Raw genomic sequence first — 24387 nt, forward strand, 5'->3', positions numbered from 1 at the left:
TGCGAGGCTATGGCTTGGGATAGCCGCGGCGGCCCGAGACGGTTTTATCGAAAGGTATCCAAAACCGTAGGGCCGCTTCCTTGTTTTTGGAGATACCGATACGCGGTCCGCACACCCATTCTGGTTCGGTGGTTCGCTCTACAATCTGAATCGGTTGGTGATTGTCTTCGAGCGTGAAGCCGAGGGCCTTGCCGAGGTTTCCCGGTCCGCGGGCGAGATTATGAAAATCAGAGGTGCCACGGCGGGCAAAGGCGGTGTCGGCGCCCTCGATGATTTCACCGCCCCGCAGCAGGCAGCCCTGACCAGTGCCTTCAGGGGCGCAGACGATATTGACGTTGCGGTGGATGCCGTAAGAAATATAGACGTAGAACCTGCCCGGCGGACCGAACATGGCCGCATTACGCGGGGTCTTGCCATTGAAGGTGTGTGCCGCGGAATCCTCGGCACCGAGATAGGCCTCTACCTCAGTAAGTCGGATGCTAACCCCGGCATGGGTGAGGGTGCAGCCGAGGAGTTGGGGAGCGACGGCGTCGGCAGTCAGGGAAAAATCAATCATTAACCACGAGCATAGTAGCGCTTACCTGGCACAGGGGTGCGCAGAAGGCGATCCAAGCTCACAGGTTCGAGGCCCTTGGCGCGTAGGCCATCGATAACGCAATCGGCGGCATCCACGGTGGTGGGGTGGATATCGTGCATCAAGACGATGGAACCAGCGTGGGCGCCCTGCACGGCTGAGGAGCAGACGTGGTCAGAGTTGCGATCCTTCCAATCCACGGTGTCGACATCCCAGAGCGCTTGGGAGACGCCCTTATCGCGGGTTGCCTGATCCACGGTGGCATTGGTGGCGCCGTAGGGCGGGCGTACCCAGCGCGTACCCTGGCCGGTGGCCTTGCTAATGGCGGCATTTCCGGCATCGATTTCTTGGGATACCTGCTCATAGGACAGGGTATTGAGCTGGCGGTGGCTCTTAGTGTGGTTGCCGATGGTATGTCCCTCGGCCTTCATGCGCTTGAGCAGCTCGGGGTGCTGCTCAGCACTGGGGGCGATCACCATGAAGCTTGCGTGGGCGTTCTTGGCCTTAAGTTTGTCCAGCAGGCGGTTGGTTTCGGCGCCTGGGCCGTCATCGTAGGTGATAGCTACGCAGTTGGCACAGTCGACGCCACCACTATTGCGTGGCTTTGTTTTCTTCTCCTGGGCCGGGGTGGGCGCCTTCTGCTTAGGAGCCTTGTGCGGGAGAGCCTTGGAGGAGATGTCCTCGACCTGCGCGCGGGCGTCATCGATGCGGTGGTTGATTTCGTCTTGGATATTCGAGCTGGAGGACGCAGGCAGCTGTGGAATCTGCGGCAACTGTGCGTTAGCGGCCGCTGGAACGGCAGCCGCGACGAGCACGGTGAGGGCGGAGGTGAGAATGCGACGCATGGTTTTCCTAAGGATGAGGGAAAGTGGACACGATGTGCCCATGACCCTAGCGCCTGCGTGTAACTGAAGTGATAGGACATGCCTAAAGTGGCCAAAGTGATTTGAGTGGTTCAGGTTTGGAGTTACTTCGCCTGCGGTAGTAGAGTATTTAGGCACTGGGGCATTAGCTCAATTGGTAGAGCATCTGCTTTGCAAGCAGAAGGTCAGGAGTTCGATTCTCCTATGCTCCACAGCATGAAGTCCGGCTTCCTCTTCGGAGGGGCCGGACTTTTTCTCTTTGCGGCGGATCCAGGGGCTTCTGGGGTCGAATTGCTGCGATCACAACTTTCGTCCATACAAACCGCATTTTTCGTCGACGGTTGTGCCGGTTTATATGGACGAAAATCGTGATCGGCGAAAGAAGCGGGCGGAAGTGCGCAAGGTCGCGGGGAAGAAACTTTCAGTACAGTGAATGGGGAATCAGTACTGTCCCGCGAAAACATCAGGAGACCAACCATGACCGCTAACGTTCGCTACAGCGATCCCTTTACCTCCGCAGACAAGGAAGTTGCGGCGCCGGAGGGCGCGGAATTCGTTGTAGTGCGCAAGCGCGGCGAGGCCGCGGTGGATGGCGAGGTTGTGAGCTTTCACGGCACCCGCGAAGAGGCGCGTGAGGCAGTTATGGCTGGCCTGACCGAGGAATTTAAGTCGGCCGTGGATAACGAGCCGATTTACGTCACCCACGCCCGCCTGCGTTTGCTTTAGAAGCGCTTGACCATCACAAAGTGATCCTCGTGGCTGCCCACGTGCTCGAAGCCGAGGTGCTCATAGAGACCCTTGGCGCGGGGATTATCGGGGTGGACGGCTAGAGAGATGCCGGGGGCGCGCAGGGTCTGGGCGAGGGAAGTGGCGGCGTCGATAAGCGCGGTGGCAATGCCTTGGCCCTTATAGCGGGCCTCGACCGCGATGGCGAGCTCCGGAATGGCGGGCTTAACAAAGCCAAAGCCGTGATTGTCCTCCGTGCCCCAATTGAGCCACACGCCGCCGGCTGGGACGAGCTCCTCCCATGCGATGAAGCCGCCCTGATTGGGCTCCCAATTTTCCACGTAGAAGGCAAAATCATCGGCAAAATCGGGGGAAAGCTCGCCGTGCTCGTCACCGAAAGTATCAGTAAGAAAGTTGAGGCGGGCGAGGTAGGTGCGGTCAGATTCCTGCGTTGCGCGAAGTTCCATAAGATCCACGATAGACGGCGGGCCGTAGCGTGGGGTGGGCACGCGAAAAATCCCTTCCGTACAAGCCGGTGACCTGCGAGGAAGGGATTGTGCTAACGCTTAGGCTAGGTGGTAATTGCGGACGTCGTGACCGTTGAATTCGCGCTCGATGCCGGCCTCATCCACGGAGTGGAAAGTGGTTCCGTTATCGATGGCGAAGCGCAGGTTATCCACGCGAGAGGAAGGGTCTTTGGACACCGCACCCGCCGGGAAGTAGTACGTTGAGCCGTCTTTGAGCTTGACGGTGAGGGACTCAAAGCTCATTGTTCATCTCCTTGTAGAAAGATCCCTAATGTGGGAATTCAATCAAGAGATTTTTGTTTAGGCAAAGCAATGAGATCTAGACAACGCTACGCATACCCCCACGGCGGGGTGGTAAGCGTATTTATTCCTCGGTTTACAGGCGGTGCTTGCCCTCGTTTTGGTGGTCATCGGTAACGCGGGTGGTATCGGCCGGCTGAGCTGCTTCTTCCTCGCGGTGCTTGGCCAGCTGCTCATCGATGGAATCGAGGAGCTCCTCATCGCGTACGGCACCTTCTTCAACGAGGTCAGACTGGGTGTCATTCTCGCTGGCGGAAGTGTAGACCAAGGTGGACTCCGGAGCGGTGTGGGATCCGGGCTGGAAGTCATCCACGCGCGGCGGGGTCTGGGAAGGCTTGTCGTTGGAGCGCAGCCAGTAATAGGCGGCACCGGCCGCAGCGGACAATAGGGCGATGATGCCGGCGAAGATCCAGCCCTTAGAGGAATTCTTGTTCTTCTTCTGCTTTTTGGCTACCTTGGCGGATTTCTTCTTGAGGTTCTTCTGGGCCTTCTGGGAATCCTTTTTTGCCTGCTTGCGGGCTTTCTTTGCCTTCTTGGTTGCCTCTTCCTTGGCATCGTTCAGGCGCTCGGTAGCGTCCTCGCGGTAATCGTTGAATTCCCCTAGGGCGCGCTCGAGGCGGGAGTGTGCGGCGCGGGTGACGGCGCCTGCCTGGCGGCGGGGTTCAGCGAAGTTGCTGTTATCGCGCTCGTCCATCTTCTGCGCAGCTTCTTCTAGGGCGGTATAGGCTTCGCGCGACTTTTCCTCGCGGTAGTTATTGAACTGGCTCCACAGGTTCGATGCGGTCTTAAAGGCCACGTTCAGTGTGGTGGGGTTCATGGGGTGGAACACTCCTTAACTCAGATTTATCAATTCGCTTTCACCCAGCATAGTGACGTGGTGGTTGGTGTACCACCGTTGGCGTCGTGGCGTGCAGCGGGCACGCGCTAGAAATAGACCGCTTGGTTCAGAATTCACGATTATTATTCACCCGATTTTTCGCCAACCTCGCAGTTTGCAGGCTTGCAAAGGTATCACCATTGCACAATCGCTTCCGCGCAAACTGAACAGCTTGGTACGTTTTTTCTCAACGCACCAACGACGACCAGCAAAGGAGGTGACCATGAGCCCGCGACTTTCGGCTTCCGCGCCCTTGGATTATGAAAGCGAAGAGGAAGCACATGCGCCCGAGCGCCTTGCCCTTTCCTTTGAGGTAATCCCGCCGCGCCACGATGCCGATGCCGCCAAGATCGACCGCTTACTAGAAGTCCTGGAAAGCTATCACCCTGATTACATCGCGGTGACTAGCTCCCAACGCTCCGGCTGGCTAGAGGGGACCGCGGCCTTTATTGAGAAGATCTCGCAGAACACCTCCATGCGCCCGCTGGCGCACTTAGCCTGCACGGCCGGCTCGCGCGAAGAGCTCATCGAGTGGATCAATCGCTTGGTAGACGCCGGTGTTCGTGGCCTACTGGCCTTGCGCGGCGATCTCCCAGAAGGGGGCATGCCAGAACACTACCTGCAGCATGCTGATGAGCTGATTCGACTCATCCGCGAGCTAGAAAGCCACCAAGCGGCACGCTTTGCCGCCGGCCGGCTAGCGGTGAGCGTGGCCTGCTACCCCAGCGGCCACGCAGAATCCAAGAATGAAGACGAGGACTTCGACGTGCTGCTCAATAAGCAGCGTCTCGGCGCGGACTTCGCCATCACCCAGCTCTTCTTTGACGCCGAGGATTTCCTCCGCTTCGCCCAAAGGGCGAAATTGGCCGGGGTAAAAATCCCCCTCATTCCCGGGATTATGCCCATGACCAGCCTGCGCCGGTTGGAACGAATGGGGCAGCTGTCCGGGCTGACCGTACCCGAAAGGGTGCGCAGTCAGCTCGCGGCAGCGACAACCCCAGAAGAGGAATACGAACTCGGCATGGAGCTTACTGCCCAATTGGCCCGCACCATTGTGGCCGGCGGCGCGGAAGGCCTCCATATCTATACCCACAATAATCCGGACATTACACAAGACCTGTTATCTCGAATCGGAGTAGACAATGACTAACACTAACTTCCCCAAGGCGACGATTGAGGGCTACCCCCGCGTCGGCGCTAACCGTGAGCTAAAGCGCGCGCTGGAATCCTACTGGGCCGGCCGCATCGATGCGGAAACCTTCGAGTCCGCCGCACATTCCCTCCGCCTGGATACTTATAACCGCCTGCGCGATCTGGGACTTACTGAGGACTACGCCATTCCTGCCGACGTCGCCTACTACGACCAGGTGCTCGAGACCGCACTGACCGTTGGCGCCGTGGCCGGCGAGACCCTGGATGATGAGTTCACCTTGGCGCGCGGCAATAAGGACACCGCGCCGCTGGAGATGACCAAGTGGTTTGATACCAATTACCACTACATCGTCCCGGAAATCGCCGATAACCAGAACTTCAAGGCGCACCCGCAGCGCGTTATCAAGCTGGTAGAAGAGGCCCGCGCAGCAGGCCACACCGTGCGCCCATACCTCGTCGGCCCGGTTACCCTGCTGGCCCTGTCTAAGCAGGCAGAGGGTGCGACCAAGTCTCCGCTCGACCGCTTGGATGACGCCGTCAAGGCATACCAGGAGGTACTGGCCGAGCTGGATAAGTCCGGCGTGAAGTGGGTACAGTTGGCCGAGCCTGCCCTGGTAGCGGACCTGACCATTGCCAATGATGAGGAACTGGCCGCCCACACCAAGCGCGCCTATGAGGCCATTTTGGGCGCGGACAACCGCCCGCAGGTATACCTCACCACCCCGTACGGTTCTGCGCGCAAGGGCCTCGACGTTCTGGCGGAGCTCAAGCCCGAGGCCGTCCAGGTGGACCTTTCCGTGGGCACCCTGGCACTCGATGAGGGCTACCTCGATCGCGTGAAGAACCTGAAGTCCCACCTGGTTGCCGGCCTTATCGACGGCCGCAATGTCTGGGCCGCCAACCTGCGCGACCTGCGCTCCAAGTACGACGACCTAGAGGGAAGCCTCGATTCCCTCTCCGTGTCTACTTCCGTATCTCTGCAGCACGTGCCACACACCGTCGAGGCAGAAACCAAGCTGCCTGCAGACGTCGCCACCTGGTTCTCCTTCGCTAATGAGAAGGTCAAGGAAGTCGTCGCCCTCTCCCAGGGCCCGCTGGAGGCACCGGAGGCTTATAGCATCAGCGACCGCGCAGTGCGCACCCGTGCCGAATCCGAGCGCATCCACAACGCGGCGGTGAAGGCGCGCATCGAGGAGCTGCCGGCCGGCGAGGTCAAGCGCGAGCCTGCCTTTGCTGAGCGCAACGAGGCGCAGAAGGAACTTGGCCTGCCGCAGCTGCCAACCACCACTATCGGCTCCTTCCCCCAGACCAAGGAGATCCGCCAGGCGCGTGCGGCGCACCGCAAGGGCGAGCTTTCCGACGCCGACTACAACGCCGCCCTCAAGGACGAGGTCAAGTCCGTCATTGAGCTGCAGGAGCGCCTCGGCCTCGATATCCTCGTTCACGGCGAGCCGGAGCGCAATGACATGGTCCAGTACTTTGCCGAGCTGCTCGATGGCTTCGTCACCACCGAAAACGGCTGGGTCCAGTCATATGGCTCCCGTTGCACTCGTCCGCCAATCGTGGTTGGTGACATCTCCCGCCCGGCTGCGATGACCACCGAGTGGTCCAAGTACGCCCAGTCGCTCTCGGAGCACCACGTCAAGGGCATGCTCACCGGTCCGGTGACCATCTTGGCCTGGTCCTTCGTCCGTGATGACGTACACCAGTCCGTCTCCGCGGACCAGCTCGGCGTCGCGCTGGCGGATGAGGTGCATGACCTGGAAGAGGCAGGCATCGACATCATCCAGATCGACGAGCCGGCCCTGCGCGAGTTGCTGCCGCTGCGTGAGGAAGACCGCAAGGCGTACCTGGACTGGGCCGTGCGTTCCTTCCGCCTGGTAGCCCTCGAGGCCAAGCCGACCACCCAGATCCACACCCACCTGTGCTACTCCGAGTTCGGCCAGATCATCGATGCCGTTGCCGGCCTGGATGCCGATGTCACCTCCATCGAGGCGGCGCGCTCCCGCATGGAGCTGCTGGAGGATATCGACGAGACCTTCCACTCCGAGATCGGCCCGGGCATCTACGATATTCACTCCCCGCGCGTGCCTTCCGTAGCGGAGATGGCAGAGCTCATCCGCGCCGCGCTCAAGCACGTGCCGGTCGAGCGCCTGTGGGTCAACCCGGACTGCGGCCTGAAGACCCGCGGCTACGAGGAGACCGAGGCCTCCCTGCGCAATATGGTGCTGGCTCGCGATGAGGTGCGCGAGTCCCTCTAAATCCTCCCTAATCGCACCGCAATCCCGGCCGGGTAAAGAACAAAAGTTCTTATTTGGCCGGGATTTCGCGCTGTGCCTTGCGGCGCTTATTGATCCAGCCGATGATCATCGGCAGCACGGAAATTGCCACCACGATCAGCATGATGATGTCGATGGAGTGGGCAATGCCCGGGATACCGCCCAGCAGTACGCCGACGAGCAGCATGGAACCTACCCAGCCTATGCCGCCAAGGATATTCCAGCGCAGGAACGAGGAGTAGCCCATTTCTGCGGTACCCGCGGCGAAGGGGACGAAGGTGCGCACAATCGGCACGAAGCGTCCCAGTACTAGGGCTACCGGGCCGTGGCGCTGGAAGAAGTCTTCCGCGCTATCGAGGTGTTCGGTGCGCAGAACGCGGGCGTCATCCTTGAAAAGCTTGCGGCCAAAGCGGCGGCCTAAGTAGAAGCCCACCTGGTCGCCGGCAAAGGCGGCCACCGCGGCCACGACAAAGAGCAGCCAGGCATTGATGTCGAGTTCGTGGCGCAGGATGGCCGCGGTAACGAGCAGTGAATCACCCGGCAGGAATGGGAAGAGCACGCCGGACTCGATGAAGATGACGACGGCGACGCCGAGCAGGATATAAGGTCCAAAGCTTTGGAGCAGCGAGCCTGCGTCCATGAGGTTGTGGAGGGAGGACAAGAAATCCATGAGTGGATCCTTTCATTGTGGTTCTTTTAGTATCCTCCGCAAACTGCAAAGTAGCTGCGAATCCGCTGGGTGTCTGAATGGAACCGGTATGTTTCTTTTCTCGTTCTAACCTTTGGGTTAAAAACATCACTAGCGAGAAAGATCCGCAAACTGGGTGCGCAAGTCTCGGTACCAGCGTGGTCAGCTGGCTTTTCGGGGGAGAACCTCTTTCAACGCGCTAAGCAAGCGCAGATCCCCATTCCCCGCACGGTCGAGGTGGAGCGCGTGCAGCCCCGCCGTGCGCGCGCCCTGCACATCGTTAGCTAGGGAATCGCCCACCATGAGCGTGTCTGCGGGGGCCGCACCCAGCTGATCGCAGGCGGCGAGGTAGGCCGCGCGCTGCGGTTTGGGGCAGCCGAGGTCGACGGTGGGGATGAGGAGGACGTCGGCAAGCGCAAGGCCCGTGGCTTCCAGCTTGGCCTGCTGCATCTCGCGCTCGCCATTGGTGAGCACGCCCACCTGGAAGCCGGACTCGAGGGCCCAGGTGAGGGTGGGCAGGGCGTCGGCAAAAGCGCGCCACTGCTCCCGGTAGGCGGAAAGATAGCCGTCATAAGCGGTCAGCGCCTCGGCATCGCTCATCTCCCGGCCGAGGAATTCGCGGCAGCGGGCCGCCCGCTGGCCTTGGTGGGTGACCTCGCCGCGCTCGTAGGCGTTGAACCAGGTGCGCTCGATGGCCGCAAAGCGCGCATGCTGGCCCTCGGGCAGTCCTAGCTCGCGGCACCATTGATCCACCGCGTCCCGGGCCGCGCCGGTGTGGTCGAGCAGGGTGTCATCCAGATCAAAAAGTAGCGCGCGAATCATGCCTTCAGGCTAGCGCGATCGCTGACAGCGTTATGTCATGCGCGGCAGGCGCGCGTTAAATTCTTTACAATGGCTGGCATGACTCAGAAGACCGCAACTGCAACGATGCATACCAACTACGGTGACATTGTTATCGATCTCTTCGGTAACCACGCACCGGTAACCGTTGAAAACTTCATCGGCCTGGCCAAGGGCGAGAAGGACTACTCCACCCAGAACGCAAAGGGTGAGCAGTCCGGCCCGTTCTATGACGGCGCAATCTTCCACCGCATCATCGATAACTTCATGATCCAGGGCGGCGACCCTACCGGCACCGGCCGCGGTGGCCCGGGCTACCAGTTCCAGGACGAGTTCCACCCGGAGCTGCAGTTCGACCGCCCATTCCTGCTGGCCATGGCCAATGCCGGCCCAGGCACCAACGGCTCCCAGTTCTTCATCACCGTGGCGCCGACCCCGCACCTGAACAACCACCACACCATCTTTGGTGAGGTTACCGATGCTGCCTCCCAGGAGGTTGTGTCCAAGATCGCCAAGGTTGATACCGACCGCATGGACCGTCCGCACGAGGACGTTGTTATCGAGTCCATCGATATCGCGTAATCACCTTTTCCCTCGGGCCCGTCACCGCATTATCCATGCGGCGGCGGGCTCGTTGCAGTTTTACCCCGAGCCACCCACCACTAGACCCGCCCCAAGGACTGACAACTTCATGACCATGGTGAGAAACTATGTCCGTACTACCCCGGCGACCGCGCTCATCGCCGTCGTCTGCATCATTGCCTGGCTCATTACCGCCGTGCAGGCCCGGACGCTGGGCGCTACCTTTTATGAATCCGACCTCGCGGTGGATTGGGGCCTGTGGGGCCCGCAATACCCGATTGCGCCGCAGACGGCGCTGTCCTCCGCGTTTATGCACCTGGACGCGGGCCATTTGGCGGTGAACATGATCATGCTCCTTCTCATAGGCAAGGAAGTGGAGCGGGCCCTTGGCACCGGGTTGTACCTCGCTGCCTATCTCATTTCTTGTCTTGGCGCGTCCGCCATGATCCTGACATTCGATTTCGAGACCCCCACCGTCGGCGCCTCGGGCGCGCTCTTCGCGCTCATGGCCATGCTGGTGGGTGCTTACCGCCAGCGCGGGCTCGATCTCCGCGCACCCATCGCCCTCGTTCTGGCGAATGTGGCCTATACCTTCTTGGCCGATGGCGTATCCCTGTGGGGACACCTTGGCGGGTTGTGCACAGGCATCGTGTTGAGCCTCTTCCTCTATCGAAAAAGTCCCGCCCTCCGCTGGGGCGGCGTTGCTGCGGTGGCCGCGGTAGTCCTCGCGCTATTAGTCCATCAAGCTGGGGTTTGGGGATAACTGTGGAATTTGATCACCGGAAAGCGTGTGCGAAAGAATTCCACAATGGTTATCCACATTGTGGATAACTACATTTTTGTAATTTACCGAACGCTTTTCCGGAGTTTTCCCTGATCACGCTGGTCTGGCCCGTGCGAAAGTGTGAAAATCAGCCTGTGGAAGCCCGTGAAAACAGTTATCCACAGGGTGTTAATAATTGTGTGAAATTCACATTTCACAGGTTTTCTCCACAGCCTGTGGATAACTTTCTACCCATTGTGTTAGCAAGACTGATAAATTTGGGCATTGACCTGCATAAGGAGCATTGTGGATTATCAATCTCGCGCTGTGATCGTCGGCGCAGGCCCGAATGGGCTCACGGCCGCGGCGCGCTTGGCCATGGCCGGGTGGCGTGTGGATATCTACGAGCGCGCCGGCCGGCCCGGTGGTGCAGCGGCATCCTCCGCGGAGATTTTCCCGGGCACGATTGTGGATCTCGGCGCGGCTGGGCACCCCTTTGGCGTAGCGAGCCCGGCCTTTCGCGCCCTCGACTTGGAAGCCCACGGTGTGCGGTGGCGCAATGCTCCTTATCCCATGGCCCATCCGCTCGAAGGCGCGCCGGCTGGGGTCCTGCACGGTTCCTTGGCGGATACGGCGGCGGAGTTGGGGCCCGATGCCCAGGCGTGGAGGCGGCTGCACGGGCACATTGTCCGCCACATCGATGAGCATGTGGACAACGCGCTTACCCCGCTGGTGCGCTGGCCAGATCGCCCTGTGCGCTTGGCGCAGTTTGGCGCGGCCGGGGTGTTGCCCGCCAGCAGCTTGGCGCGCGCGGCCTTCCGCACGCCCCAGGCTCGCGCCCTCTTTGCAGGTAGCGCGGTACACGCGATCACCTCACCGACTACGCCTTTTACCTCGGCGTTCGGCCTGCTCTTTGGCGGGCTTGGCATGACCCGCGGCTGGCCTGTGGTGGAGGGTGGCACCGGCGCTCTTATCGACGCCCTCCTTAACCTCCTCCGCTCCCACCATGCCCGCCTCCACACCGGATGCGAGGTCACCGACCTGCGGGAGCTGCCTCCGGCCGATGCGATCATTGTGAACCTCACCCCGCGCCAGATTCTGCGGCTGGGTGGGCTGGAACTGCGGGACGGCATTCGGCGGAGCCTGGCACGCTGGCGCTATGGCAGCGCCGTACTCAAAGTGGACTTTCACCTCAGCGAGCCCGTCCCATGGACCGATCCCCGCGTGGGCCGAGCCGGCACCGTGCATGTGGGTGGAACGCTGGAGGAGATATGTGGGGCTGAGGGGGACGTCGGCAAGCGGCGCATGCCTAAGCGCCCCTTAGTATTGGCATGCCAGCAATACGTGGCAGACCCATCCCGAGGGCACACCCTGTGGACGTATGCGCACGTCCCCCGCGGCTATGTGGAGCGCTATCCGGGCGAGGTCACCGAGCTGATTGCCGCCCAGATCGAGCGCTTTGCCCCCGGATTTCGCGATACCATCCTGGCTACCCACGCCACGAGCCCGGCCGATCTGGAGCGATGGAATCCCAACTTGGTGGGCGGCGATATCGCCGGCGGTTCCATGACCGGACTGCAAACCTTCCTGCGACCACGCTTGTCGGCCCATCCGCACCGCCTCGCCCCGGGAGTATTTATAGCCTCTAGCTCGGCCGCTCCCGGCGCTGGCGTGCATGGCATGCCGGGGTGGTGGGCAGCGGAGGAAGCGCTTAGCTCACAAATAAATTCATCCACAAGTATGAGACGGGGGATGGAACGCTAGGCTGTATGACTATAGCGTTGAAGAATTCTCAGCTTCACCCTCCGGTCCGAGGCGTGCATATGGCGTGGGCGGCAGCAAGTGTAGCCGCCATGTTCGCCGGCGCGGCGATTGTCGGAATTGCCTTTGGGCTGTCCTGCGACGGGGATAGTTCCTGGATTGCCTTGGGAGTTTCACTAGGCGGCGCGATTAGTGGGTTGGGCATTTTATGGTACGGCTTCTATCGGCGTCTTGGCTGGTCCCGCCGCGACTTCGGCTTTCTTCCCTGTACACATTCGCTTTGGCACCTCCTATGGTGGATACCGCTTACCCTGCTGGGCGGTGGTGCGGCTACGGGAGTGATTGGATGGCAATTCGGTACCGAGCAAGAATCTTCAAGTATTGCTGATGGCATAGACATCAGTCCTGTTGCTGCTGTGCTCGCGGCCGTGTGCGGTGCAGTGGTTATTCCCCTCATCGAAGAAGTCGTCTTCCGGCGAGTTCTTTTTGATTGGTTGCAAGGAAGAATGCCAACTGCCATAGCTGCTTCTCTAACGGTGGCCATTTTTGCGGTAATGCACGGCATCCCTATGGTGGTGGTCTACTTAATCTTTGCAGGCACATCACTTATTGTTGCGCGACTGTGGTTTAGATCCCTCACAGCACCGTTTCTCATACACTGCGTAAACAACGCCGTGGTATTTTTGGTCGCACTTAACGGTTAATCCTGCTGTGCCTTGGGTCGTGCTCGCCGCTGCCAAATAATGAAGCCGGCGCCGATGAGCCAGAGAGTCGCGGCGGCGAAGTACCCAGGGATGGTCGTGGTGCGGGGCAGGTAGGAATTGCCTGGGACGAGTCCGGCAACCACGGGCTCGAGGAGGAAACCAAGTACGGCGAGGTAATCGAACCAGCAGAACCGTGCCGAGGCCGCGCCGGCCAGCCCCAGTACCGGTCCAGAGAGGAGCGCCAGGAAGAACCACTGGGCGTTGTACTCGAATGCCTCGCGCCAGTTATATACACCGAAAACCACGAGCAAGGCATAGTGCACCGCCAGCATCATAACGATGATTCCCGTACCGGCCAGGAGTGCCTTGAGCCACCGGCCCGGAAACTCCTTACCCATGAGGTAGCTAAAGATTCCCCACACCATGCCCGAGCCTAGGACGTTGCCTAGGTAGTTGCGCACGGAAAGGCGGAAGGGAGCGGCGCCGGTGAGTAGGGTGGCGTCGGCAAACGCGATGTGCACGGCCGCGTAGGCCACCGAAATGATGAGGCCAGCAGCAAGAATATGGCGAGACATGTGGCTCCTAGATATGAAAAACCCTCGCCGCCTACAAAAAGTAGGGAGCGAGGGAATAGGTTGTGGAGTTTAGCTTAGCGCCAACCCATGGTCATTAGCAGGCCGATGATGGCCAGTCCGAAGCCGATGCCGTAATTCCATGCGCCGAGATCCGCCATGAACGGGATGTCCTGGCCAGCGAGGTAATTGACCACCAGCCACAGCAGGCCGATGACCATCAGTCCCAGCATGATGGCGACGTACCACTTCGGGGTGCCCTCAGAATTGATCTTGACGGGCGTGCGGTTGGTAGCAGAGCTCGAGGTAGGGACGGAGGAGCTCTGGGAAATCTTTGACTTCGGCATAAGATACCTTTTCTAGATTTAAAGTCTTATCTAAGTTCGTACTGAGGCCTTAGGATACCAGCAGTTATGGCTGCGGCAGAAGTGCAGCGGGGTCGAAGCTCCACAGGCGGATATCAATATTTTGATCCTTGCGCATGGTATCGCCCGGGTTCACAGACGCCCAGCCAATCTTATTGGCATCCACCAAGGCACCGGTAGGAGCCGGCTCGCCCACGACGAACTGGCCGGTCCAGCCAGCCTCCCGCAGCGCGGCCTCGGCCTGGCCCTCATTCTTGCGTACCAGGTCAGGGGCCTTAAAGAGCATGCCATTGGATACCTCAACGGTAACCGGCTTGCCTTTTTCCAGCTCCGCGCCCTGGTTGGAGACGCTGAGCACCGTGCCCTTCGGCTCCAAGGAATCCACCTCGCGGACGTCTACATCAAAGTCATTCGACTCGAGGCGGCTCTGGGCATCATCGACGTCCATGCCGGCGACATCGGGAACGCGCTTCTTTTCGACGCCCTTAGATACCGTCACCCGCACCTTCGACCCCTTGGACAGCTGCGTGCCGCCGGCCGGGTCCTGCTTGATGATTTGGCCGGCTGGTGCTTCATCGTTTTCCTCCGAGACATCGGAGTTGAGCGCCAAGCCTGCCTCTTCGAGGGCCCGAGCAGCCTTATCCAAGGTCATGCCGGTGATATCCGGAACGTCCGTAATCTCCTTGCCGGAGGAAATAGTCAGCGTGACCGAGGCGTTCTTCTGCAGCTCGGAGCCTGGGGCCGGATTAATGCGGATGGCATTATTGCGTGGAATATCCGGGTTGGCCTCCTCATTGACGGTGACCTGCAAACCCATGTCTTCTAGTTCCTTAACCACCTCGTTGCGCGGGCGGTTTTCCACCTCTGGCACGGTGATTTTGTCCTCGCGGGCCGATTGGGTCTGGCGTGGCTTATCTTCAGAGTCTTTATCGTTGGAGAAGAAATCCCAGGCGAAGTAGCCCACGATGGCCACCAAGAGTGCGGCCAGGAAGGCTGCCAGCCACTTCATCCAGCCGCCACCCTGATTGTCATCGTCCTCGGTGGGGCGGGTGGACTGGATTGGCGCGCGGTGCGCGGCCGCAGCTGGTGCGGCGGCGCCGACCATTTCGGTAGGCTGCTCGTCTTCTTCCTCGTTGACGTGCATGCGCGCCGCCGCGGTGACCTGCCCATTGCGTAGGCGCTCCAAATCGCCGGCCATCTCCCAAGCGGACTGATAACGATCCGCCGGGTGCTTGGCCATAGCGGTAAGTACTACCGCATCGATATTGACGCGCTGGGTAGGAGTCAGTGAGGGCTCCGCGATGAGCTCCGACGGCGGCGTCGGCTCTTCCTGCACATGCTGATACGCAACCGCAAAGGGGGTTTCGCCCTCAAAAGGCGTATGGCCAGTAAGCGCCTCATAGAGAACGCAGCCCAGCGCATAGACATCCGAGCGGGCATCCGCGTTCTTACCGCGAGCCTGCTCCGGGGAAAGGTACTGGGCGGTGCCGATAACGGCGGAAGTTTGCGTCATCGCCGAGGTGGAATCATCCAAGGCACGGGCGATGCCGAAATCCATCACCTTCACCTGGCCGGTGTTGGTGAGCATAATATTTGCCGGCTTGATATCGCGGTGGATAATCCCGGCCTCGTGCGAGGCTTGCAGTGCATCCGCTACCGGTTTGAGGATATCCGCCGCTTCCTGGGCGGACAGGGCTCCGTCCTCGCGAATGATATCGCGCAGGGTGCGGCCGTTGACCCGCTCCATGACGATATATGGGATGGTCATACCATCCAGTTCGGTTTCGCCGGTGTCATAAACCGCCACGATATTGGGGTGATTCAGCTTGCCCGAGTTCTGGGCCTCGCGGTAAAAACGCTCGCGGAAGTTGACGTCGCGCGCCATTTCCGGGCGGAGCATCTTTACCGCTACTTGGCGGCCTAGGACGGTGTCTTCGGCAGCATAGACCTCAGACATGCCGCCGGCGCCGATGATCTCGCCTCTCCGATAGCGGTCATTGACCATCGCTTAGTCACCCTCCTGTGTAATTAGATCGGCTAAGTCTCCGGGGAGCTCATTAGCCTGCGAGTTTACTGGAGTATCCAGCTCAGGTGTAGTTTCAACGTGCGTATCCTGCGGATTCTGTTGCGTTGGTACGGCCGGGGGCTGTTCCTGGTGGGTAGGCGAGTGGCGCGTGGGTGTTTCGCGGTGAGTAGTGGTACGCGGGGCTTCTTCCTGATCGGATTCCTGCGGCTCGGTCTCTGTCACCGTCACCGGTGCCGGGGCCTCTTCCGTCTCTTCCTCCGGAGTGTTCTGCGGGGTGGTGGTGGGATCGCGGTACTCCGTAACCACCGAGGTCTCCGGGGTACTGGAGGGTTCGCTTTCTCCCTCGTTATCGCTCAAGTTGTGGTAGGCGGCGTAACCACCACCGGCCACGGCTGCGAGGAGCAGGGTGATGCCTAAACCCTTCAGGAAAGAGGAGCCACCCTTGGACTCTTTTGTGGGAGCGGTTCCCGCGGCCGGATGGATGGTGGTGGGTTGGGCGACATTGCCCAACATCTCCGTCGAGGCAGACGGCGATGGCTCCGGAGCGCGCTGTGCTAGCGGTGCAGACTTGGGTTGCGGAGGGCGCTTGCCTAGTCTGACTGCGGAAATAGCCAGAGTGAACTCATTGCCATCGGCGTAACGGGTAGAGGGGTCCTTGCGCAATGCGATGCGAATGAGCTCGCGGGCTGGAGCGCTGATATTCGTCGAGAGCGGCTCTGGCTCCTGGTTGATGTGCGCCAGGGCGATGGACACGGAGGAATCTCCGGTAAACGGGCGCTTGCCGGCGAGCATTTCATAGCCGACGACGCCGAGCGAATAGACGTCGGAAGCCGGCGTGACGTCCTTGCCCTGTGCTTGCTCGGGCGATACATATTGCGCGGTACCCACCACCATGCCGGTGCGGGTCAGCGGCACGGCCGCGGCCGCCTTGGCAATGCCAAAGTCCGTGATCTTGACCTGGCCATTTTGCGTAATAAGCAGGTTACCGGGCTTAATATCGCGGTGGACCAGCTCCATGCGGTGAATGATGGAAAGGCCATGCGCAGCCTGCTCGAGGACATCGAGCGCCAGCTCCTCCTGCAGCGTATTTTCGCGTGCCAACAGATCCGCCAAAGATTCGCCGCGCACATACTCTAAAGCCATGAAGCAGAATTTGCGGCCGTTATCCTCTAATTCGCGGTAGTCATAGGTGGCTACCACGTTTTCTGACTGAATGGATTTGGCCGATTTCGCCTCGTTGCGGAAGCGGGAGAGGAATTCGTGATTATCGGAAAACTCCGGGCGCAGGACTTTGATCGCCACCTCGCGATCGTTGCGGGTGTCATCGGCCAGCCACACGGTGGACATTCCGCCGTGGCCGATGATCCACTGGAGCTCGTAGTCGCTGCCAATAAGTTCTTGGAGATGTTCTTTATTCTCAGCGCTATTCATTACTGCTCCCCCTGGTATGCGCGCAGGATGGCGCGGCCAATCGGGCCGGAAACCTTGCCGCCCGTAGCGGACTCACCCAAGTTACCACCATTTTTCACCACGACGCCCACGGCGATATCGCGTTCCGGATCGAAGGCAACGTACCACACGTGCGGGGCCAGCCCCTCGCCGTGCTCGGCGGTGCCGGTCTTCGAGGCAAAGCCGTTACCGTCATAGCCCCAGGACGAACGCTCAGAGGCATACATCAAATCAGTAAGCGTAGCCGCGGTCTCCTCATTAACCGCCTGGTCTGCCTTCTTGGGTTTGGTGGTGCGGACGTCTTTCATCTGGGCGTCGGTAATGCGATTGACCAGGTAAGGCTGCATGCGGGTGCCCTTATTGGCCACGGTGCCTGCCATGACTGCGGCCTGTAGCGCGGTCATGGTGACATCGCGTTGGCCGATGGCAGACTGCGCCGTGGCCGCACCGTCCGGCAAATCGCCTAAGGTGCCGCCGGAGGTGGACACGCCAAGGTCGTAGTTCTCACCCACGCCAAAGGCCTTGGCGTACTTGCGCAGCTCATCCGCGCCGATCTGCTCCGACATTTCCACAAACGCGGTATTGCAGGACAGCGCAAACGCGGTCTGGAGCGTTACCGAATCCTGGCCATTGCACTTTTGATTGGCGTAGTTGGTCAGCTCCGTAACCGTATCCGGCAAAGTAATGACGTTGGAACCGGTCAGCGTGGAAGAGGGATCAAAACCATTGTTTAGGCCTGCCGCAGTGGTGATGATCTTGAAGATGGAGCCAGGGGGCAGCGTTTCTGCACCGGCGTGGTTGACCAGCGGCTGGCCCTCCTGCTCTTGCAGGTTGGCCCAATTATCCTCGGCAGAATCGCCCATCAGATCATTGGGGTTATAGCCAGGGTTGGAGGCCATGGCCAGGACCTTGCCGGTGGAAGGTTGAATGGCAACCGCAGAGCCCTCGTAGCCAGGACCCACCAGCTGATCATAGGCAGCCTGCTGGAGCGCAGGATCGATGGTGACCTCCACATTTGCGCCCTGCTTCGGCTTATCGGCCAGAGTATCCAGCCAGTTTTGCTTCATTAAAGAATCATCAGAGCCATTGAGGATGTCATTTTGGGAGGACTCCAGTTCCGAGGCACCAAATTGGCTAGACAAGTAGCCGGTCAAGTTGCCAAAGGCCGGTGAATCAATGGGGTAGGAGCGCGAGTAGGTTTCATCCGGGTTCTGCGTCGACTGTGCCAACACGGTATTGCCCGCAAAGATCTGGCCGCGCGGAGTGGTCTGCATTTCCATGAAGCCGCGCATATTCCGTGGATTATGGGCGTACTTATCTTCAGAAAATGCCTGGATCACCGTCAAATTGACCAGCAAAATAGCGGTCAAAATGACGGCAAATAAGGACACTAGACGGATGGATCTATTCATCGGTGAGCCTCCTGGACCGACGGGAACATGGAGGTATCGCTCGGCGCATTGCTCGAGGTCTCCTGCATGGGGCGGCGAGCCGCGTTAGAGATCCGCAGCAAGATCGCCAACAATACATAGTTAGCCATGAGAGAGGAACCACCGGCAGACATGAATGGCGTGGTCAAACCGGTCATCGGCAGCAGGGCAGAAATACCGCCGGTGACCACAAAGACCTGAACTGCCAAGGTAAGAGAAAGACCGGAAGCCACCAGCTTGCCGTAGGTATCGCGGGTGCGCAGCGCAGTGCCAAAGCCGCGGGTGGCCAGCATACCGAAAAGCACCAGTACGGCGGCTAGGCCAATGAGGCCGAACTCCTCACCGATTGCGGCAAGGATGAAATCCGAGTGGGCCACCGGAACTAGTTCTGGATGCCCCTCGCCCAAGCCGCTGCCAGAGATGCCGCCAGAAGACATGCCGAATAGCGACTGGGAAAGCTGGAAGCCCGTGCCATCATAATTGCCCAGCGGGTCTAGGAAGTTAGAAAAGCGTTGCTGGATCTTCGCGGAGATCTGATAAATACCAAAACCGCCCACACCGACGAGGACAACGCCGATAAGCAGCCAGCTCACCCGGCCGGTGGCCATAAACAGCATGCCAAGGACGGTGCTAAATAACAGCAGCGCTGGGCCGAAGTCATTGGAGATACCCATGATGACGATCGCGATGGCCCAAATGATCAGGATGGGTGCGAGGTCGCGCAGACGCGGCAGGGAGATACCCAGTACTCGGTATCCCGCTACGGTAAACAGGGAGCGCTTTTGCGTCAGCAGCATGGCGAAGAACAAGATCAACAAGATCTTGGAAAACTCACCAGGCTGGATGGAGAAAGGGCCCAGGTTTAGCCAAATGCGTGCCTCCACCCCTGGAGGCTGCGGCCATACCAGCGGCAGGGCCAGCAGCACAAGGCCTGCGGCGCCCAAGATATAGGAGTAGCGCGTCAGTGACCTGTGGTCCTTTAATATGGCTAAGACCAGAACGAAGAGTACGAGTCCGACGATGGTCCACATGACCTGACGCACCGCGAGCCCGCTTTCATTGACCAGATCCAGGCGGGCCAACATGATAAGCCCGATGCCGTTGAGAATCGCCACAATGGGCAGCATGATCTGATCGGCATAAGGCGCTAAGAAACACATCACCAAATGGGCGACGGTGAAGACGCCAATGAATCCGCCAATAAGGTAAACCAGATCCATGGTCAGCGCGTTGTCTTGGGATAGCTCCAGGCTGACCAAAGTGATAGCAAAGACGATGGCGGCTAGGATGAGCAGGCCGAGTTCGGTTCCTCGGCTAAAAAACTTTTTCACAACCTACACCTCCCGGCAGGTGACGCCAGGCTTGTTTTTCTTGGCATCCTTTTTATCTTTTTGGCTCGGCGCAGTGATACATGGCTTGAGCGCTTTATCGCCCAAATCATTGATTTGCTGCTGCACCTCGCCCAGATCACCAGTGGAGAGATGGTCGACGGCGCTGCGCTCAGATTCCGGCAGGTCCGTGACCTTCAGCGGCGTGAAGTCGCCCTCGCACGGCTGGCTAGAAAAGAGCAGCGAGTTGCTGTCATTAATGCACACGTTTTGGTGCGTGGAGTGTAGTTCCTTGCCAAAGACGGAGTAATCAGCACCCTGTTGGATGGTGATTTCCTGTGCCTCGTTGGTAGCCACGTAGTAATTATTGGACAAGAAGTTCTTCGCCCACAGTCCGGCACCGATGACCAACGCTAGGACGATGAGCAAGGCAATGAGTACCTTCCAGCCGATCTTTCGGCCGGAAGTTTCCTCCTCCGCTTCGTCATCGCTCGCCTCAGTGCGCTCGTCTTCCCCGTCCGCCATAACGGCTGGGGGGATTACCTGGGGTTTGCGGGAGAGCTGTGCCGCCCGCGAGGCGGAAGAATCCGGATGGGTTGGTTCTTCCGTAGGACCCGCGAGGGCGCCTACGCGGAATGGTTCGTGCTCCTGGGGGCTTTCCTCGGTCACTTCACCGATAACCACGGTGACATTATCCGGACCTCCGGAGCGGATGGCCAGGTCTACCAGCGCGGATCCCGCCTGTTCGATGCTGCCTTGCCCCAGTGCGGTTTCAATAGTGGAGGCTGTTACCGGATCAGAAAGCCCATCGGAGCACAACAGGATACGGTCGCCGGGCTTGGCGTCGAGGGTAAATAGTGTTGCCTCGACTGGGCGGCCCGTATAGGCCTTTAGGATGAGGGACTTTTGCGGGTGCGACGAGACATCGTCCGGGTCCAGCTCGCCCTTATCCACCAAGGATTGCACGTAGGTATCGTCCTTGGTGACTTGCTTGAGTTTGCCGTCGCGCAGCAGGTAGCCGCGGGAATCACCCACGTGGCAGACACCGAAATCTCTGCCGTTGAAGAGCATGGTGGACAGCGTGGTGCCCATGCCTTCGGTTTCTGGGTGGGCCTTGACGTGATCACGAATGGCCTCGTTGGCTTGTTCGGCGGCCGCTTCTAGTAGCGCCGCGGTGTCTTCCTGGCCCGGATCTTGGTCCAAGATTTCTAGGTGGTTGACCATCAGCTCGGAGGCAACCTCGCCCGCCGCGTGGCCCCCCATGCCATCGGCCAAAATCAAAAGGTGAGGACCGGCGTAACCTGAGTCCTCGTTGTTATCGCGAATGAGTCCGCGATCGGATTTAGCAAAGAAGTTCAGCTTTAGTGTCATGCGTTCAACCTCACGGTAGTGCGCCCCAGCTTAATTTCGGAGTCCGCGCCGACTACCTCGGGTTGGTCGATGCGCACGCCATTGACAAAGGTGCCATTGCGAGATTCCAAATCTTCCACGACCCACTCGCTACCGCGGCGGAATAGCCGGGCATGGTGGCCGGAAGAATAGTCGTCGCCCGTGACAAAGTCGCAGTCAGAGGCGCGGCCCAGCGTGCAGTCCTCCAATGTGCCCAATTCCATATGGGATCCCTGCAAGGGGCCTTCAACGATGGACAGCTGCTTAATCGCTTCCCGACGCCGCGGTGCCCCCACTTTCTTCGACTGCTGGCGGATAGTGCCGGCGGACTTATTGGTATCGCGACGCATGGCGTTTAAGGCCACCAGGATAAAAATCCAAAGCAGAGCCAACAAGCCGATGCGAAGCGCCAGCATGATGACTGCATCCATGGCGACCTCCCTTCCTTAACTGAACTTAGTAGCTGTGCGAATCAAGGCCCGTGATGCGGACCTCGATGTGGGAATGGCCCATGGTGATCACATCGCCATCGGCCAGCAGCCAATTATCAATCGGCGTCTCATTCACCGTGGTGCCGTTGGTGGACTGCAAATCCACAAGAACCGCATCCTGGCCGTTCCAGGTGATTTCCGCGTGCTGGCGGGATACGCCAGTATCCGGCAGGCGCAGGTCCGCGTCATTGCTGCGGCCGATAATATTGGAGCCTTCTTGCACGTGATAAACGCGCGAAGAGCCATCCTGCAGCATCAGGTTGACTGCGGGGCCCTGTGGCTGCGGGGCGGGTTGACTATCTGGAGCAATGAAAGCGGTAGTTACCGCGTCATCAGCCGTATTCTCGTGCTGCTCGGTCATCTGGTCCTCCTGACCATCAAAGTCGTGGAAAATAGCCTCAAATCCGGTCTCTTCTGTGGGCTCGTGGTCAATAAACGAGGACACGCGAAGTTGACCCGTGCGCAAACCAGATTCTTCTGCCACTCGCACGATCACGGGGCCCGCGAGGGACCATCCGCTATTGCGAATAAACCGCGTCAACTGGTCTGCACAATCGGCCGGCAGATTGCGATCCTGCGACAAGTTCTCCAAATCCTTGGAGGAGACACCCACAGTCATCACATTCGGACTATAAAGGTTGTCATCGTCCCCGCGTGCGAGATTATCCTGGGCTTCCTGCTTTAAAAGCTCATCAATCTCCGCTGGAACGACCTTGCCGCCGAAGACAAGAGCCATGCCATTATCAAGGCCGCGTTGCATGGCGGAGTCAAGCTTCGCCAGCTTTTCTAAAAACGCCACGAGCCATTCTCCTTTCCACCATGCAGCGATCAGTAGCGATCAGTATAGTTTGTTCACCCCCTCGAAACGTAGATGGTGGCGCGAAAGTTCCCAGAAATTTCGCTGCTTCTTACCTGAAATAGTTTATTTTTCCTGCAGATTTGTAGTTCTGAGCGGCATTCGTGGTATCTTTATCAAGTCGCTAAGACATCCACACCCTGCCCGGGTGGCGGAATTGGCAGACGCGCTGGCTTCAGGTGCCAGTGTTCGATAAGAACGTGCGGGTTCAAGTCCCGCCCCGGGCACCATGAGCAGTTGAACAAACTGTACCACCGGAAGTAACAAACTCGAAAGGGTATTTTACCTCCGGTTTCTTTTGTTTTCCGGTTTTAGAGGGCCGAGGATTGAACGTGCGGGGATGGAGGGTGCACATCCCGTTTGAGGGCAATGTTTGATGTGACGATGGGTTATGGGTTCGCGAGTTCGGAGGGATTTCGCTAGGAGCGGAATCCGTGGCTTTTTTATGTGGGGGTGGGGATTATTGAGGGCATGGAACAATCAACGAAGAAAGTCGCATTAGTTACTGGTGGGTCGCGTGGTATTGGACGTGCGATAGTAGAAAACCTTGCACGAGGTGGGTACGACGTTGTGCTGACGTGGAATAGTAACCGCGCCGCTGCGGATGAGGCGGTCACTGATTTGTCGTCCCGGGGCTATCAGGTTCGTGCTGTACGTGCGGATCTAAGTGCCAGTGATTCTGTCGAAGAAACGGTTAAAGAGCTAGCGCAAGAAGGTCCTTTTAATGTCGTTGTCAACAACGCCAGTGCCGGAACTGAGATCGGGCCCATACTTGATACTGAGTTAGACGAATGGAATAAGGCCATCACTATTAATGCGACGGCCCCTTTCCTGCTAATTAAGCATCTTGCTCCTTCGATGCCTCAGGGAAGTTCCATTATTAATATTTCGTCGTTGAATACTTTGTTGCCGCAACCTGGGATCGCTGAGTATTGCGCGGGGAAGTCTGCTTTGGAAGCACTGACGCAAGTAGCTGCTAAAGAACTTGCAGCTAAAGATATTACGGTCAACGCAATTCGGCCAGGAGTAACAGATACCGACGGCCAGCGAGCGGTCAATCCGGATCCGGAGCTAAGGCAACAGCTCGCACAGATGACCCCTATGGGTAGGTTGGGCCGCCCGGAAGATATTGCAAAGGTAGCCGCTTTCCTTGCGGGGCCAGAGTCGCGCTGGGTTACTGGCCAAATGATTACGGCCTCAGGCGGACTGTAAATCGGTGCTTGGATGTGTTTAGGCGGCTAGGCACAGGCCCTGATTCGACGAGTGTGAGGCGCGGTCGAGTAGATCGTCGATGCTGAGGTTTAAGGATTGGTGGATGCTGCGAATGACTTCTGAGGATGCTTCTTTCCTGCCACGTTCTATATCTGATAGGTGGGATCGTGACAGGTTTGCTTCATCGGCTACGTCTTGGAGAGTCTTGGATTGTGCTATCCGCGTTTGGCGAAGTGCTTGTCCGATGCGTGTTCGAAGCAAGTCGGGTGTTGGGTCGGTTGATAAGGAAACGAGTGTCAGCGGCATACTCTTATCCTACGGTCGACGTGTAAATCGCGCGTAGCGAATTTGTGAATAGTTAGAAATCAAGTTTGATCAACGCCCGAAAACACCGTGAATAAGGTTAGTCGGTCGATGACTGGTAGTAACGTCGGTTAGTTCCCTGGCATGGTTTCCTATTTTTCTCTAGAAATGCCCGGAACCATACCCAAGACGCTTTAGTATATCCTCAGCTGGGGTTGCCCGCAAATCGTGGACACGTAGTGGAGCTACCTAGTGGTTAGGCAGCTATTTCTTTTCTGCTGGTGGTTAGACCAATGTGGTTCTCGAAGTCGACGGGGCTTACCATACCGA

25 protein-coding genes and 2 tRNA genes are annotated in these 24387 nt (G+C 59.0%); 10 read left to right on the forward strand and 17 right to left on the reverse strand.

Going from position 1 to position 24387, the window contains the following annotated elements; translation table 11 throughout:
• Positions 1-7: 7 nt before the first annotated feature.
• Positions 8-556, reverse strand: coding sequence for a DNA-3-methyladenine glycosylase (locus tag MHY08_RS06505; RefSeq protein ID WP_239235974.1), 549 nt, complete (start codon positions 554-556; stop codon positions 8-10).
• Positions 556-1419, reverse strand: a complete 864-nt coding sequence (locus tag MHY08_RS06510; RefSeq protein WP_239235976.1) for a polysaccharide deacetylase family protein — start codon at positions 1417-1419, stop codon at positions 556-558. The genes MHY08_RS06505 and MHY08_RS06510 overlap by 1 nt, the downstream gene beginning before the upstream one ends.
• Positions 1420-1576: 157 nt before the next feature.
• Between MHY08_RS06510 and MHY08_RS06515 the strand changes: the two genes are divergently transcribed.
• Positions 1577-1649, forward strand: a tRNA-Ala gene (locus MHY08_RS06515).
• Positions 1650-1914: 265 nt separating this feature from the next.
• Positions 1915-2163, forward strand: a complete 249-nt coding sequence (locus tag MHY08_RS06520; protein ID WP_239235978.1) for a hypothetical protein — start codon at positions 1915-1917, stop codon at positions 2161-2163.
• On the opposite strand, the gene MHY08_RS06525 is transcribed toward MHY08_RS06520, so the two are convergent.
• The 3 genes from MHY08_RS06525 to MHY08_RS06535 form a co-directional block, all read right to left on the reverse strand.
• Positions 2160-2630, reverse strand: a complete 471-nt coding sequence (locus MHY08_RS06525; protein ID WP_239235995.1) for a GNAT family N-acetyltransferase — start codon at positions 2628-2630, stop codon at positions 2160-2162. The genes MHY08_RS06520 and MHY08_RS06525 overlap by 4 nt on opposite strands.
• A gap of 99 nt (positions 2631-2729) precedes the next feature.
• Positions 2730-2933: a hypothetical protein gene (locus MHY08_RS06530; RefSeq protein WP_005326240.1), complete on the reverse strand. Its 204-nt coding sequence runs from the start codon at positions 2931-2933 to the stop codon at positions 2730-2732.
• A gap of 133 nt (positions 2934-3066) precedes the next feature.
• The gene (locus MHY08_RS06535) at positions 3067-3807 is read right to left on the reverse strand and encodes a hypothetical protein (protein ID WP_239235979.1); all 741 of its coding nucleotides are present in this window, start codon (positions 3805-3807) and stop codon (positions 3067-3069) included.
• Between the two features lie 283 nt (positions 3808-4090).
• Here MHY08_RS06535 and MHY08_RS06540 point away from each other — a divergent pair, with 283 nt between their 5' ends.
• Together MHY08_RS06540 and metE are read left to right on the forward strand one after the other, a co-directional pair.
• Positions 4091-5017 (forward strand): methylenetetrahydrofolate reductase, encoded by a 927-nt coding sequence (locus MHY08_RS06540; protein ID WP_239235980.1) that lies wholly within the window; start codon positions 4091-4093, stop codon positions 5015-5017.
• Entirely contained in the window at positions 5010-7280 is a 2271-nt protein-coding gene (gene metE, locus MHY08_RS06545; protein ID WP_239235981.1) for a 5-methyltetrahydropteroyltriglutamate--homocysteine S-methyltransferase, read from the forward strand. Before MHY08_RS06540 ends, metE begins: the two co-directional genes overlap by 8 nt.
• A 49-nt stretch (positions 7281-7329) precedes the next feature.
• Here metE and MHY08_RS06550 read toward each other — a convergent pair whose 3' ends face one another.
• Together MHY08_RS06550 and MHY08_RS06555 are read right to left on the reverse strand one after the other, a co-directional pair.
• On the reverse strand, positions 7330-7968 hold the full coding sequence (locus tag MHY08_RS06550) for a DedA family protein (protein ID WP_150850937.1): 639 nt from the start codon (positions 7966-7968) through the stop codon (positions 7330-7332).
• A gap of 180 nt (positions 7969-8148) precedes the next feature.
• The gene (locus MHY08_RS06555) at positions 8149-8808 is read right to left on the reverse strand and encodes an HAD family hydrolase (protein WP_239194798.1); all 660 of its coding nucleotides are present in this window, start codon (positions 8806-8808) and stop codon (positions 8149-8151) included.
• A gap of 69 nt (positions 8809-8877) precedes the next feature.
• On the opposite strand from MHY08_RS06555, the gene MHY08_RS06560 reads away from it, so the two are divergent.
• The 4 genes from MHY08_RS06560 (at position 8878) to MHY08_RS06575 (ending at position 12636) form a co-directional block, all read left to right on the forward strand.
• Positions 8878-9408: a peptidylprolyl isomerase gene (locus MHY08_RS06560; RefSeq protein WP_005326254.1), complete on the forward strand. Its 531-nt coding sequence runs from the start codon at positions 8878-8880 to the stop codon at positions 9406-9408.
• A 109-nt stretch (positions 9409-9517) separates the two neighbouring features.
• Positions 9518-10171, forward strand: a complete 654-nt coding sequence (locus MHY08_RS06565) for a rhomboid family intramembrane serine protease (protein WP_239235982.1) — start codon at positions 9518-9520, stop codon at positions 10169-10171.
• Positions 10172-10477: 306 nt separating this feature from the next.
• Positions 10478-11935 (forward strand): NAD(P)/FAD-dependent oxidoreductase, encoded by a 1458-nt coding sequence (locus MHY08_RS06570; protein ID WP_239235983.1) that lies wholly within the window; start codon positions 10478-10480, stop codon positions 11933-11935.
• Positions 11936-12024: 89 nt separating this feature from the next.
• Positions 12025-12636, forward strand: a complete 612-nt coding sequence (locus MHY08_RS06575) for a CPBP family intramembrane glutamic endopeptidase (RefSeq protein WP_239235984.1) — start codon at positions 12025-12027, stop codon at positions 12634-12636.
• Here MHY08_RS06575 and MHY08_RS06580 read toward each other — a convergent pair.
• The 9 genes from MHY08_RS06580 to MHY08_RS06620 form a co-directional block, all read right to left on the reverse strand.
• Positions 12633-13211 (reverse strand): hypothetical protein, encoded by a 579-nt coding sequence (locus MHY08_RS06580; protein ID WP_239235986.1) that lies wholly within the window; start codon positions 13209-13211, stop codon positions 12633-12635. The two genes, MHY08_RS06575 and MHY08_RS06580, sit on opposite strands and share 4 nt — an antisense overlap.
• A gap of 74 nt (positions 13212-13285) precedes the next feature.
• Positions 13286-13555: a cell division protein CrgA gene (gene crgA, locus MHY08_RS06585; RefSeq protein ID WP_005326260.1), complete on the reverse strand. Its 270-nt coding sequence runs from the start codon at positions 13553-13555 to the stop codon at positions 13286-13288.
• 64 nt (positions 13556-13619) lie between these two features.
• Positions 13620-15578: a Stk1 family PASTA domain-containing Ser/Thr kinase gene (gene pknB / locus MHY08_RS06590; protein WP_204610605.1), complete on the reverse strand. Its 1959-nt coding sequence runs from the start codon at positions 15576-15578 to the stop codon at positions 13620-13622.
• Positions 15579-15581: 3 nt separating this feature from the next.
• Complete coding sequence (locus MHY08_RS06595; protein ID WP_239235988.1) at positions 15582-17030, reverse strand: serine/threonine-protein kinase; 1449 nt, start codon at positions 17028-17030, stop codon at positions 15582-15584.
• Positions 17030-18460, reverse strand: coding sequence for a penicillin-binding transpeptidase domain-containing protein (locus MHY08_RS06600; protein WP_204610601.1), 1431 nt, complete (start codon positions 18458-18460; stop codon positions 17030-17032). Before MHY08_RS06600 ends, MHY08_RS06595 begins: the two co-directional genes overlap by 1 nt.
• Positions 18457-19809: an FtsW/RodA/SpoVE family cell cycle protein gene (locus MHY08_RS06605; protein ID WP_239228751.1), complete on the reverse strand. Its 1353-nt coding sequence runs from the start codon at positions 19807-19809 to the stop codon at positions 18457-18459. Before MHY08_RS06605 ends, MHY08_RS06600 begins: the two co-directional genes overlap by 4 nt.
• A gap of 3 nt (positions 19810-19812) precedes the next feature.
• Positions 19813-21177, reverse strand: a complete 1365-nt coding sequence (locus MHY08_RS06610) for a PP2C family serine/threonine-protein phosphatase (protein WP_239235990.1) — start codon at positions 21175-21177, stop codon at positions 19813-19815.
• Complete coding sequence (locus MHY08_RS06615) at positions 21174-21626, reverse strand: FHA domain-containing protein (protein ID WP_239235992.1); 453 nt, start codon at positions 21624-21626, stop codon at positions 21174-21176. Before MHY08_RS06615 ends, MHY08_RS06610 begins: the two co-directional genes overlap by 4 nt.
• Positions 21627-21651: 25 nt before the next feature.
• Complete coding sequence (locus MHY08_RS06620; protein ID WP_005329666.1) at positions 21652-22485, reverse strand: DUF3662 and FHA domain-containing protein; 834 nt, start codon at positions 22483-22485, stop codon at positions 21652-21654.
• A 199-nt stretch (positions 22486-22684) separates the two neighbouring features.
• Here MHY08_RS06620 and MHY08_RS06625 point away from each other — a divergent pair.
• Both MHY08_RS06625 and MHY08_RS06630 read left to right on the forward strand, forming a co-directional pair.
• Positions 22685-22772: transfer RNA gene (locus MHY08_RS06625), tRNA-Leu, on the forward strand.
• Between the two features lie 241 nt (positions 22773-23013).
• The gene (locus tag MHY08_RS06630; RefSeq protein ID WP_239228749.1) at positions 23014-23754 is read left to right on the forward strand and encodes an SDR family NAD(P)-dependent oxidoreductase; all 741 of its coding nucleotides are present in this window, start codon (positions 23014-23016) and stop codon (positions 23752-23754) included.
• Positions 23755-23772: 18 nt separating this feature from the next.
• Here MHY08_RS06630 and MHY08_RS11775 read toward each other — a convergent pair whose 3' ends face one another.
• Positions 23773-24060 carry a helix-turn-helix domain-containing protein gene (locus MHY08_RS11775; protein ID WP_204610597.1) on the reverse strand — a complete coding sequence of 96 codons (288 nt, stop codon included), beginning with the start codon at positions 24058-24060 and terminating at the stop codon, positions 23773-23775.
• Between the last annotated feature and the right edge of the window lie 327 nt (positions 24061-24387).

The sequence above is a fragment of the Corynebacterium sp. ACRPJ genome (assembly GCF_022347345.1).
GTDB classification, from domain to species: Bacteria; Actinomycetota; Actinomycetes; order Mycobacteriales; family Mycobacteriaceae; genus Corynebacterium; species Corynebacterium tuberculostearicum_D.

What these genes read in the sequence shown, in the direction of transcription:
- MHY08_RS06615 (WP_239235992.1), bottom strand. Translation starts at nt 21,626, where the DNA reads ATGGATGCAGTCATCATGCTGGCGCTTCGCATCGGCTTGTTGGCTCTG.
- MHY08_RS06520 (WP_239235978.1), top strand. Translation starts at nt 1,915, where the DNA reads ATGACCGCTAACGTTCGCTACAGCGATCCCTTTACCTCCGCAGACAAG.
- MHY08_RS06600 (WP_204610601.1), bottom strand. Translation starts at nt 18,460, where the DNA reads ATGAATAGATCCATCCGTCTAGTGTCCTTATTTGCCGTCATTTTGACC.
- MHY08_RS06560 (WP_005326254.1), top strand. Translation starts at nt 8,878, where the DNA reads ATGGCTGGCATGACTCAGAAGACCGCAACTGCAACGATGCATACCAAC.
- metE (WP_239235981.1), top strand. Translation starts at nt 5,010, where the DNA reads ATGACTAACACTAACTTCCCCAAGGCGACGATTGAGGGCTACCCCCGC.
- MHY08_RS06505 (WP_239235974.1), bottom strand. Translation starts at nt 556, where the DNA reads ATGATTGATTTTTCCCTGACTGCCGACGCCGTCGCTCCCCAACTCCTC.
- MHY08_RS06575 (WP_239235984.1), top strand. Translation starts at nt 12,025, where the DNA reads ATGTTCGCCGGCGCGGCGATTGTCGGAATTGCCTTTGGGCTGTCCTGC.
- MHY08_RS06580 (WP_239235986.1), bottom strand. Translation starts at nt 13,211, where the DNA reads ATGTCTCGCCATATTCTTGCTGCTGGCCTCATCATTTCGGTGGCCTAC.
- MHY08_RS11775 (WP_204610597.1), bottom strand. Translation starts at nt 24,060, where the DNA reads ATGCCGCTGACACTCGTTTCCTTATCAACCGACCCAACACCCGACTTG.
- MHY08_RS06610 (WP_239235990.1), bottom strand. Translation starts at nt 21,177, where the DNA reads ATGACACTAAAGCTGAACTTCTTTGCTAAATCCGATCGCGGACTCATT.
- MHY08_RS06525 (WP_239235995.1), bottom strand. Translation starts at nt 2,630, where the DNA reads ATGGAACTTCGCGCAACGCAGGAATCTGACCGCACCTACCTCGCCCGC.
- MHY08_RS06510 (WP_239235976.1), bottom strand. Translation starts at nt 1,419, where the DNA reads ATGCGTCGCATTCTCACCTCCGCCCTCACCGTGCTCGTCGCGGCTGCC.
- MHY08_RS06550 (WP_150850937.1), bottom strand. Translation starts at nt 7,968, where the DNA reads ATGGATTTCTTGTCCTCCCTCCACAACCTCATGGACGCAGGCTCGCTG.
- MHY08_RS06535 (WP_239235979.1), bottom strand. Translation starts at nt 3,807, where the DNA reads ATGAACCCCACCACACTGAACGTGGCCTTTAAGACCGCATCGAACCTG.
- MHY08_RS06565 (WP_239235982.1), top strand. Translation starts at nt 9,518, where the DNA reads ATGACCATGGTGAGAAACTATGTCCGTACTACCCCGGCGACCGCGCTC.
- MHY08_RS06555 (WP_239194798.1), bottom strand. Translation starts at nt 8,808, where the DNA reads ATGATTCGCGCGCTACTTTTTGATCTGGATGACACCCTGCTCGACCAC.
- MHY08_RS06540 (WP_239235980.1), top strand. Translation starts at nt 4,091, where the DNA reads ATGAGCCCGCGACTTTCGGCTTCCGCGCCCTTGGATTATGAAAGCGAA.
- MHY08_RS06595 (WP_239235988.1), bottom strand. Translation starts at nt 17,030, where the DNA reads ATGAATAGCGCTGAGAATAAAGAACATCTCCAAGAACTTATTGGCAGC.
- pknB (WP_204610605.1), bottom strand. Translation starts at nt 15,578, where the DNA reads ATGGTCAATGACCGCTATCGGAGAGGCGAGATCATCGGCGCCGGCGGC.
- crgA (WP_005326260.1), bottom strand. Translation starts at nt 13,555, where the DNA reads ATGCCGAAGTCAAAGATTTCCCAGAGCTCCTCCGTCCCTACCTCGAGC.
- MHY08_RS06530 (WP_005326240.1), bottom strand. Translation starts at nt 2,933, where the DNA reads ATGAGCTTTGAGTCCCTCACCGTCAAGCTCAAAGACGGCTCAACGTAC.
- MHY08_RS06630 (WP_239228749.1), top strand. Translation starts at nt 23,014, where the DNA reads ATGGAACAATCAACGAAGAAAGTCGCATTAGTTACTGGTGGGTCGCGT.